Origin of the sequence: Mesorhizobium sp. M7A.F.Ca.CA.002.04.1.1, assembly GCF_004022805.1 — a bacterium.
In the GTDB taxonomy this organism is placed as follows: domain Bacteria; phylum Pseudomonadota; class Alphaproteobacteria; order Rhizobiales; family Rhizobiaceae; genus Mesorhizobium; species Mesorhizobium ciceri.
The window spans coordinates 1-1,903 of record NZ_RZPL01000917.1 but is presented as its reverse complement, the minus strand read 5'-3'; the positions used below and the strand labels follow the sequence as shown (position 1 = coordinate 1,903).

The following is a 1,903-nucleotide window of genomic DNA, read 5'->3' as shown; positions in this document are numbered from 1 at the left end:
CCACGTCGGCGGTGATGTCCTGGTCGACCTGCCACACACCGAGGCCGAGTTGGGGAATGGCGGAGCCGTCGTTCAATGCAATCTGTTCGGGCATGGTGGGCTGTTCAGGCATGAGGGATCCTTTGCAAAGCTGGGCCGGGCGTCCGCCCGGCGCACAGCCTATCTAGGTCCGACAAGGGGCAACGGCCAGCCGACAGCGGACAAATTGCCGTGTGAAGTGCGCCTGCAAGTGTGACTTCGGCGTCGGCCGCATCCTCACCGCGGCCGGCGCACCGCCCGCACCACCCCGGCGGATGTGCTGCCGCAATAAAGGCGGTCGCCGCCATCGGATTCCAGCCCCGACACGCCCATCCCGGCCGGCATGTCGAGCTTCTCCAGAACCTTGCCTGATTTCGGGTCGACGCGGCGCAGGTCGCTCTGGTCGCCTTCCCAGGTGGCGTGCCACAGCTCGCCCTCGACCCATGTCACCCCGGTGACGAAGCGGTTGGATTCGATGGTGCGCAGGATCGCACCGGTTTCCGGGTCGACCTGGTGGATCTTGCGTTCGCGGTATTGTCCCACCCAGAGCGTTCCTTCGGCCCAGGTCAGCCCGGAATCGCCGCCACCACCGGGCGCCGGAATAGTCGCCAACACCTGGCCGGTATCAGGGTCGATCTTCTGTATCAGGTCGTTGGCAAGCTGGAAGAAATGCTGGCCGTCCCAGGCGGTGCCGGCATGCGCCGCGACATCGATCGAGCGCAGGTTCTGCCCGCTCTCCGGATCGAAGGCGTTCAGCTTCTCGCCCGAGGCAAACCAGACATTGCTGCCGTCAAAGCTCACCCCATGCACCCTCTCCACATCGGCAAAGGGTCCGTATTCGCGCAGGATTTCGGCCGTTGACTGTTTCATGTCCTTGTCCTCATTGAGATCCGATGTCACTTCCTAACCGTTCGGCAGCGGGGCCGGGAGTAACAAGGTGGTCGTGAATCCCACCAGTGGAGGCGTCATCCAGCGGCGCGCCCGGCCGTGACCGAAAAACTGCACCTTGCCGGCCTCGCCAAGCTGCTCCAACGCCCGCTGCACGCTGCGCTGCCCGGTGCCAAGCGCCAGCGCCAACGCCGAACTCGCCCAGGATTCACCGTCGGCAAGGAAAGCCAGCACCGCCGCGTGCCGCTCCTCGATCGGCCGCGCCAGCACCAGCACCTCGCGTGCCTGGCGCGGCGCCAGCGCGAAGCCCTGGCTGGTGGCGCCGATGTCGGCCAAGCCCCGCAATTCGGTGCGCAGCCGGCCGATCTCGACCCGCAGCCGCGCCCGATGCGATTCATCGGCGTGCCTGCCGCCGAAGGCTTGCGCGATCAGCGTCGCCCTGGACACATCGCCTGGCCACGCTTCGGCGAGCGTACGGGCCAGCGCGAACAGAACCGGGCGCGTGGCCAGCGAGACCGTTTTCTCCTGTTGGCGCACGACATATCGGAAATTATCGACCAGCAGCGCCGGCGACGCCTGCAACGCCTCGACGTCCTCAAGCAGCAACGGGCGCTGCTCGCCAGCCGCGATCAGCCGCGCCGCCGGCGTGTCCAGCGCCAGGAATGCGCGGTCGACTTCAGCGATGAGCCCCGCAATGCCGGCCTGGCGGGCGGCGTGGCGTGCCCACTCCAACGCCCTGCGCGCCGGCTTCGTCTTGAGGCGCCGCATCGCGATGCCGGCGACGGCAAGTTCGTGGGCGGCGCGCGAGGCCGGCGGAAGCGGTGCCGGGTCGAGCCCCGCCAGCACGTCTTCGGCCTCGTCGAGACGGCCGATCAATAGCAGGCGCCGCACCTTGAGGTGGCCGGCATGCGCTGCGTTCAGCCGGTCGCCATGCTTTTCCAGCGTCGCCCGCGCCGCATCCAAAGCCTTGGCCGGCCAGCCGAGATCCCGCGAGACC

2 protein-coding genes are annotated in these 1,903 nt (G+C 67.8%); both read right to left on the bottom strand.

From position 1 onward, the window contains the following. Positions 1-255: 255 nt before the first annotated feature. A complete protein-coding gene (locus ENZ75_RS30425) occupies positions 256-888 on the bottom strand; it encodes a PQQ-binding-like beta-propeller repeat protein (protein ID WP_013530712.1) in 633 nt (210 codons plus the stop codon). A 33-nt stretch (positions 889-921) separates the two neighbouring features. Then, on the bottom strand, positions 922-1,903 hold a 982-nt coding region (locus tag ENZ75_RS30420; protein WP_128278569.1), incomplete at its 5' end, for a helix-turn-helix domain-containing protein.